The 7,081-nt window shown below is 73.1% G+C and carries 7 protein-coding genes and 1 pseudogene; 3 read left to right on the top strand and 5 right to left on the bottom strand.

The window, feature by feature from the left end:
* Both HUW36_RS21855 and HUW36_RS21850 read right to left on the bottom strand, forming a co-directional pair.
* Window positions 1-1,617, bottom strand: a 1,617-nt coding sequence (locus HUW36_RS21855; RefSeq protein ID WP_174529880.1) for a sodium/solute symporter, incomplete at its 3' end; no start/stop codon positions are given.
* Window positions 1,617-2,018, bottom strand: a complete 402-nt coding sequence (locus HUW36_RS21850; RefSeq protein ID WP_174529882.1) for a hypothetical protein — start codon at window positions 2,016-2,018, stop codon at window positions 1,617-1,619. The genes HUW36_RS21850 and HUW36_RS21855, both read right to left, overlap by 1 nt.
* Window positions 2,019-2,242: 224 nt before the next feature.
* Between HUW36_RS21850 and HUW36_RS21845 the strand changes: the two genes are divergently transcribed.
* Genes HUW36_RS21845 through HUW36_RS21835 form a run of 3 tightly spaced genes read left to right on the top strand, consistent with a single transcriptional unit; the run spans window position 2,243 to window position 4,558 of the window.
* Entirely contained in the window at window positions 2,243-2,794 is a 552-nt protein-coding gene (locus HUW36_RS21845) for a Uma2 family endonuclease (protein WP_174529879.1), read from the top strand.
* Between the two features lie 59 nt (window positions 2,795-2,853).
* Window positions 2,854-3,369, top strand: a complete 516-nt coding sequence (locus HUW36_RS21840) for an RNA polymerase sigma factor (protein WP_217428846.1) — start codon at window positions 2,854-2,856, stop codon at window positions 3,367-3,369.
* Window positions 3,356-4,558, top strand: a complete 1,203-nt coding sequence (locus tag HUW36_RS21835; protein WP_174529878.1) for a sialidase family protein — start codon at window positions 3,356-3,358, stop codon at window positions 4,556-4,558. Before HUW36_RS21840 ends, HUW36_RS21835 begins: the two co-directional genes overlap by 14 nt.
* 45 nt (window positions 4,559-4,603) lie before the next feature.
* On the opposite strand, the gene HUW36_RS21830 is transcribed toward HUW36_RS21835, so the two are convergent.
* The 3 genes and pseudogenes from HUW36_RS21830 to HUW36_RS21820 form a co-directional block, all read right to left on the bottom strand.
* On the bottom strand, window positions 4,604-5,266 hold the full coding sequence (locus HUW36_RS21830; RefSeq protein WP_174529877.1) for a DUF5701 family protein: 663 nt from the start codon (window positions 5,264-5,266) through the stop codon (window positions 4,604-4,606).
* A 46-nt stretch (window positions 5,267-5,312) separates the two neighbouring features.
* On the bottom strand, window positions 5,313-6,074 hold the full coding sequence (locus tag HUW36_RS21825) for a LytR/AlgR family response regulator transcription factor (protein WP_174529876.1): 762 nt from the start codon (window positions 6,072-6,074) through the stop codon (window positions 5,313-5,315).
* A gap of 31 nt (window positions 6,075-6,105) precedes the next feature.
* A pseudogene (locus tag HUW36_RS21820) lies at window positions 6,106-6,903 on the bottom strand (sensor histidine kinase); the annotation flags it as partial.
* Between the last annotated feature and the right edge of the window lie 178 nt (window positions 6,904-7,081).

Here is a 7,081-nt window from a genome sequence, read left to right as displayed (position 1 = left end):
GTGCAGGCGGAGCATGGTGGCGCCCACGTCGCGGGGCAGCCGTCGCCGGCTGGCCATGGAGACCACCACCATCACGGTGAACGCCAGCGGCACCGTCCACGCGGCCGGCTGGGTGGTCAACGTGGCGGGCCAGCCGTTCAGCGGCGGGCCGAGCACGGTGAGCAGCACCGCGCCGATCGCCGCGCCGCCGCCCACCAGCACCCCGGCGGCGGCGCCCAGGTCGGTCAGGCCGCGCCACCAGATGCCCAGCACCAGCAGCGGGCAGAAGCTCGACGCGGCCACCGCGAACGCCAGCCCGACCACCTGGGAGACGTCCAGCCCGGAGACGTTCAACGCGAGCACCGCCGGTACCCCGCCGGCGATCACCGTGGCGATCCGGAAGCCACGTACCGAGCCCCGGCCCAGAACGTCCGTGGAGATCACCCCGGCGACGCTGGTGAGCAGGCCGGACGAGGTGGAGAGAAAGGCCGCGAATGCTCCGGCGGCGACCAGCGCGGCGAGCAGCCGGCCGATGGTGCCGTCGCCCAGCGCGGCGCCGGGCAGCAGCACCACCACCGCGTCGGTCTGCCCGCTGACCAGCAGTTGCGGGGTGTAGATCCGGCCCAGCACGCCGTAGATGGTGGGTAACAGGTAGAAGACGCCGACCAGGGCCAGCACCACGAGCGTGGTGCGGCGGGCGGCGGCGCCGTCCGGGTTGGTGTAGAAGCGCACCAGCACGTGCGGCAACCCCATGGTGCCCAGGAACGTGGCCAGGATCAGCGAGTACGTGGCGAACAGGCTGCGGTCGTCGTCGCCCGCGGTGTCCGGCAGCAGCCAGTCGACGGCGGCGGTCGCCGCGCCGGACACCTCGGGCACCGGGTCACCGGCGGCGAAGTCGAGGCGGTCGCCGGGGCGTACCTCCCGGACGTCGCCGTCGGGCAGGGTGAGCGTCGCGCGGTGCTCGACCACCACGGTGGTCGCGGTCCGGAACGTCGGCCCGTCGGGCGGGGCCACCGCCGGGCGGGCGTCGGCCTGCCACTGCAACGCCAGGAAGATCGCGGGTACGGCGAGCGCGGTGAGTTTCAGCCAGTACTGGAACGCCTGGACGAACGTGATCGCCCGCATCCCGCCGAGCGCCACGTTCGCGGTCACCACCAGGGCGACCAGGAGCGCGCCGACGGCGTAGGGCGCGCCGGTCAGCGTGGCCAGGGTCAGCCCGGCGCCCTGCAACTGCGGCACCAGGTAGAGCCAACCGATGAAGATCACGAACACGGTGGCCAGGGTGCGCAGCCGGCGCGAGCCGAGCCGCACCTCGCAGAAGTCGGGCAGGGTGAACGCGCCGGAGCGGCGCAGCGGTGCGGCCACGAACAGCAGCAGGGCCAGGTAGCCGGCGGCGAAGCCGACCGGATACCAGAGCACGTCCACGCCGTACTTGAGGATCAGTCCGGCGACGCCCAGGAAGCTGGCCGCCGACAGGTACTCGCCGCCGATCGCGGCGGCGTTCCAGGTCGGGCTGACCGCCCGGGAGGCGACCAGGAAGTCGGAGGTGGTGCGGGCCAGCCGCAGCCCGTAGAAGCCGATGCCGACCGTGACCAGGGTGACCGCCACGATCGCCGGGACCACGTAGCCGTTGGACATCAGCGCTCCGGCCGTTGGACCAGGTCGACGAAGTCCTGCTCGTTGCGTTCGGCCAGCCGCACGTACGCCCAACCGACCACGATCAGGAACGGGAAGGCGGCCACGCCGAGCAGCAGCCACGGCAGGTTGACCCCGAGCACGGTGACCCGGCCGACCGAGGGCGCGATGGCGAAGAGCCAGGGCAGCCCGCCCAGCCCGATCAGCACCAGCAGGCTGAGCCGCAGCGCGAGCGAGAGCTGGGCCCGCATCAGCCCCTGCACCAGCGTCTCGCCGACCCGGGTCTGCTGGGTCAGCTCGGAGCGGGTGCGGTCGGCCCGGCTGCCGGACCGGGACACCTCGGCCAGCACGATCCGGGTCCGCCGGGGCGGATCGGTCGTTCGCGGCGGGCGCGGACCGGGCACCGGGGTCGCCTCGACGGGCCGCCCCGGCCGACGCTGCTCCTCGGCTCCGGTCACCCCCGGCAGTCTCGCCTGCTCGGTGGGAATGTCAAGAGCACGCCGACCAACCCTGTGCACAACGTGTGGACAACGCTCCACACCTGTGGACAACTCGGTGGACGAGCGGGGAGTCGTTGTGGACGACCGAGCGGGATGTCAGGGTGAGCCGGTAGAGAGGAGGTGTGACAGTGGCCAGCCCGGCACGGCCCGACAGCGGCGACGTCTGGACGGTGGACGACCTCCAGGATCTCCCCCGGGACGGCCAGGACTACGAGATCTTCGACGGGTGCCTGCTCGTGTCCCCACACCCGGACGTCCGCCACGGAGCGATCGTCAACCGCCTCCGCGGGCTCCTCGATCGGCAGGCCCCGGCCGGTTTGATGGTGGGGCAGGGCATCGGGGTCAGTGCGAAGCGGTCGTCCTACTTCGTGCCGGACGTCTTCGTCGCCCATGACGAGGCGCTGGAACGGGGTGGCACGGCGCTCGCTCCGGCGGACGTGCTGCTCGTGGTCGAGGTCGTCTCACCCGGCAACGCCGGGCGTGACCTGGTGCTCAGACGCCACGAGTACGGCGCGGCCGGCATCCCGCACTACTGGCTGGTGGAGCCGCGTAAGCAGACCCTGACGGTGCTGGAACACGTCGGTGCCGGCTACCGCGAGGCGGCGGTCCTCTCCTCGACCGACGTGCACCGCACCGATCGGCCGTTCCCGCTCGCCCTGCCGATCGCCGACATCTTCTGAGCGCCGCCCGGAACCTCCCTCCCGCCTCGTGAGTGGACAGGTGGAGAGAGGGGGTGACGGTGTCCGACGGTGATCTGATCACGGAGCTGTACGCGGGGTCCTTCCGCCGGTTGGTGGTCCAGCTCTACGCGGTGACCGGTGACCTGAGCGAGGCCCAGGAAGCGGTCCAGGAGGCGTTCACCAAGGCGCTGGTCGCGCCCGGGCGGTTCGCCCGGCTGGACAACCCGGAGGCGTGGCTCCGGCGGGTGGCGGTGAACGTCGCCCGCAGCCGGCACCGGCGGCGACGGGTCCTCGACCGGCTGATGCTCCGGATCGGCCCCCCGCCCGCCGTCGCCGACCGGTCGCCGGACCACCTGGCCCTGCTGGCCGCCATGCGGGAGCTGCCCGAGGGGCAACGGACCGCGCTGGCGCTGCACTACCTGGTCGACCTGCCGGTGGACGAGATCGCCACGACTCTCGGCGTTTCCGCCGGCACGGTCAAGTCCCGGCTCTCCCGGGGACGGCAGGCCCTCGCCGCGCTGCTCACCGATCCCGACGACATCACCAGCACCGGGAGGATCGATGTCCGATCGTGAGTTCTCCGGTTTCGACGTCGACACGATCGCCGGCGCCGTCCGGCAGCCGCCGCTGGACGAGTTGCGGTCCGTGGCGCGGTCCCGCCGTCGCCGGTCGGCGAACCTGGGCGCGACCGCCCTGGTCCTGCTGATGCTCCTGGGCGTCGCCCCGCTGGTGGTGCAGTCGCGGATCGGGTCCACGGTCCGGCCCGGGCCGTCGTCCGGTCCGAGCCTGCCGGGCCGGGCCGGCGACTTCAGGCTGACCGGCCCGGACTCCGGGGTGGACGTGCGCATCGACGGCTGCGTGTTGCGGTTCGCCCGGACCACCGACGGAGGGCGGACCTGGTCCGACTGGGACGACGCCCAGTACCGGGCCACCCGGTGTGGTCCCGGTCCGACCTGGAACGGGACGACGCTGGAGTACGTGGTGCTGAGCGACCGCAGCTATCTGGTCTACGACGACGGGCTGCGGTTCCTCTCCACCGACTACGGCCGCACCTGGCAGGACGCCGAGCAGGCGATCACCGCGGTGCGCGTCTTCCCGCCGGCCGCCCGGCCCGTCTTCTGCCAGTTGACGTCCTGGGTCGTCACCGAGCCGCTGGCGGTCGACCCGTCGACGGGAGGCGTCTACCGGCTCAGTGGGCCGCCGCCGTCACCGCTGCCGCTCGCCAGCCTCTATCCCGCGTCGGACGGCAGTCTCTGGGCCACGTACCGGATCAACGGGAGCACCGTCGGAGCGCGCAGCACCGACCGGGGCGAAACCTGGACGACCTGGACGCCGGCCACGGGGAAGAGTGTGCTCGCGCTGGCAGCCGTGGACGGCCGGGAGGGCTACCAGATCGTGACCGGCGCGGGCGGCGAGGTGACGCTGGAGCGGACCCGGGACGGTGGGGCGAGCTGGTCCACCACCCTGACCGGCCTGCCGGAGGTGGTGCACTGGGACCTGACGGTGGGGTCGGACGGGTCTCTGCTGGCCGTCACGCAGACGGGTCCGGAGGACAACCGCGCCGGGGAGGTGTGGGTCAGTCGTGACGACGGTCGGAGCTTCACGGTGGCCCGGAGGGACGGCATGCCTGTCGCCTCGGTAAGCGTCGTACCGGGCTTCGCGTGGCTGTTCGGCGGCGACGACGGCCCGGACGGGGAGGCGGACCATCTGGTCGTCACCCGGGACGGGAGCGCCTGGAACCACTTCCTCCTCGCCACCTCCTGAGCGGGCCGGGGCGGGACCGGTGTCGGTCCTGCCCCGGCCGGCGGCTCAGTCCAGGCCGACCCGGACCGGGTGGGCGGTGGCGGAGCCGAGCCAGGTGTGCGGGTTGCCGAACCAGCACCAGCCGAGCTTGGGCGCGCCCTGGCTGATCCAGAGCGCCGGCACCCGCTTGTCGCCGCAGCGCGAGCCGACCAGCGAGAAGCACCTGTTGCTGGCCAGCGCCTGCGGGTGCAGGGTGACGAAGGCCAGGCCCTCGTCGATGGTGATCGGCAGCCGGCCCTTGGCGGTCATGTCCTCCAGCGCGTCCGACGGCGTCCGGTTGCGGTACTCCTCGCCGCGGTCCACGCCGAAGAGCAGGTACGCGGGCCCGGCCGGCACCTCCAGCTCCTTGATCGGGTGGAACGCGGGCAGGTCGTCGGCGGGGAAGTTCCGGTCCAGGACGCCTGTCTTGCGCCTGCCGGCGAGCGTGGTGAGCGCGATCCGCTCCGGGACCGGGGTCAGCTCCCGCGTGGTGACCAGCAGGAACGGCGCTCGCGCGTCGGTCGGGGCGGCCAGCCCGGCGGCGCCGGTGACCGCCGCGTCGCGCAGCGGGGTGAGCAGGGCACGGAACGCCTCCTCGGTCTGCCCGGCGAGGGCCGGGTAGCCGAGCTGGATCAGCCGGTCGAGCTGGCGGTCGAATTCGGCGCCCGGGTCGAAGCGGTCGTCGGTCATGTGCTCTCCGCTCTCTCGTACCTGCCGTACATTGTACGCCAGGACGTCAGCGGCTCCAGTCCTGCTTGGCGGCGCGCACCAGCTTGTCCTTCAACTCACGCGTGTGCCGGCGGCTCACCGGCAGCTCGCTGCCGTCGATCACCACCACGTAGCCGGAGTTGACCAGCCGCAACTCGGCGATGAGCCGCAGCTGCACCAGGTAGGAGCGGTGGATGCGGACGAACCCCGCGTCCGCCCAGCGCTCGGCGAGCGTGGCCAGCGACACCCGGACCAGGTGCGAACCCTCCGCGGTGTGCAGCCGGGCGTAGTCGCCCTGCGCCTCCACCCAGCGCACCGCCGAGCGGGGCAGCATCCGGGTGGTGCCGGCCAGCTCCACCGGGATGGTCGGATCCTCCTCCGCCCGGGCCAGCGCCGCCGGGTGCGACGGCACCACCCGCGAACCGATCACCCGGCGCAGCGACTCGGCCAACCGCTCGGCGCGGACCGGCTTGCGCACGTAGTCGGTGGCGCCCAGGTCGAACGCGTCCACCGCCCCGTCGTCGTACGCGGTGACGAAGACGATGGCCGGCGGCCGGGCGAACCGGCGCAGCACCCGGGCCAACTCCATCCCGTCCAGGCCCGGCATCCGGATGTCGAGGAACACCACGTCCACGTCGTCGTCGCGCAGCACCCGCAGCGCCTCGGTGGCGTCGCCGGCCGTGTGCAACCGCGCCACCCGGGGGTCGGCGCGCAGGTGGTAGGCCAGCTCGTCGAGCGCCGGCGGCTCGTCGTCGACCGCCAGCACCCGCAGGAATCCGGACGCGTTCACCACGCCGACCCGGTTCGCTCGCTCCGCCCGCTCACGACGACACCCGGACGCCCGGGTGGAACTTCGGCACCCGCATGCTGACCTTCGTACCCGAGCCCAGGCCGGTCTCGACGACCAGGCCGAACCGGTCCCCGAAGGCCGACCGGAGCCGCTCGTCGACGTTGGAGAGGCCGACGTGCTGCCCCGGGTCGTCGGCCGGGTCGCTGCCCGCGCCGGACACCTCGGCGATGCCGGCGGTCAGCGTCGTCGGATCCATCCCCACCCCGTCGTCCTCCACCGTGATGTGACACTCGGCGCCCGCGTCCCGGGCCTCGATGCTCACCATGCCGGTGCCCGGCTTCCGCGACAACCCGTGCCGCACCGCGTTCTCCACGAGCGGCTGGAGGCAGAGGAACGGCAACGTCACCGGCAGCACCTCGGGGGCGATCTGGAGACGCACCTGGAGCCGCTCGCCGAAGCGGGCCCGCTCGATGGTCAGGTAGCGGTCGATCGAGCGCAGCTCCTCGGCCAGCGTGGTGAACTCGCCGTGCGCCCGGAACGAGTAGCGGGTGAACTCGGCGAACTCCAGGATCAGCTCCCGGGCCCGCTCCGGGTCGGTGCGCACGAACGAGCCGATCGCGGTCAGCGCGTTGTAGATGAAGTGTGGGCTGATCTGCGCACGCAGCGCGCGTACCTCGGCCCGGGCCAGCCGCTCCCGTGACGAGTCCAGCTCGGCCAGGGCGAGCTGGTCGCCCGCCCAGTGCGCGGTCTCCAGCGTGGCCTGCACCAGGCCCGGCGCCGGCCGCTCGTCGGCCACCGCCACCAGCGCGCCGACCACCCGCCCGTCCGCGCTCACCCTCTTCCCCGCATTCCGACCGAGTTGTCGATCATAAACACGGAATCGGGGCGGGCACGGTTCGAACCGCCCGGCCCCGCGACGCTCAGGCGGCGCGCCGCCGGTCGCGGGTCGTCCGGTCGGCGGACTCGTCGTACCCGGCGCGCCGGCCGGCATCGCCGGCCAGCCGCAT

Source organism: Micromonospora maritima, from assembly GCF_902825405.1.
Lineage (GTDB): Bacteria > Actinomycetota > Actinomycetes > Mycobacteriales > Micromonosporaceae > Micromonospora > Micromonospora maritima.
This window is presented reverse-complemented; position numbering and strand designations above follow the sequence as displayed.